Below are 691 nucleotides of genomic sequence, written 5' to 3'. Positions count from 1 at the left end.
AAACCGAATCGCCAACCTTTAGATTCATAGTAGGGATGATTTGGCCACCTTGAGTCCACTCAGGAATCACAGGGCCGTCACCATCAAATTTGACATCGATAACGTTGTAGAATGATGCAGCGGTATCCCCCACATCCCATATCGCAAGGATGACATGGTACCCTTCGCGTTCAGGCACGTTACATTGGTGGCTCATCTGTTTTGGTGGTTGAACCATATTGCCGTCAACCACACAGAAAGGGTTGAGATCGAACGAGTCGCGTGACAATGAAGCGTTCGGGTTCCAATTCGGTTTTGTGATGTAGTATTTCCAATCACGAGTCACGTGGTTTGCTGTAAAAGTCCATTCAAACGTTTGTGTACCAGATTTTATCGGACGTTTTACCCAGCGGTCGGCGGTTTGTTCGTCTAGTGCAGCTGCTAGAGCCGTTTCTGCGCTGGCAATTTTACCGTCGCGAGGGCCTGTCTCTGGGAAGCCATCAGGGCCTTCGACGCTTTGTGGTTCATATTGAATTGCGCCACAGTTAGTGTTTCTTTCATTGGTATCCGATGTTGGGTACTTACACAGCGCTGCACGACTTGCTGCGACGCCATCGTTGGATTCCGATACGTAACCGTGTGCTAAGACACCAGAGCTCATGCTTGCGATAGCAAGGGCAACGAGCGATTTATTAGGGAATGATTTCATTAC

1 protein-coding gene is annotated in these 691 nt (G+C 48.8%); it reads right to left on the bottom strand.

Features of this window, described 5'->3' with window-relative positions:
- Positions 1 to 688: lytic polysaccharide monooxygenase (locus tag R8O10_RS25260; protein WP_318191963.1), on the bottom strand; the 688-nt coding region annotated here is incomplete at its 3' end.
- Positions 689 to 691 lie beyond the last annotated feature (3 nt).

It is taken from the genome of Vibrio sp. 1727 (assembly GCF_033344415.1).
Classification (GTDB): Bacteria; Pseudomonadota; Gammaproteobacteria; order Enterobacterales; family Vibrionaceae; genus Vibrio; species Vibrio alginolyticus.
Note: the sequence above shows the minus strand (reverse complement) of the source record. Positions and strands in the feature narration are given on the sequence as shown.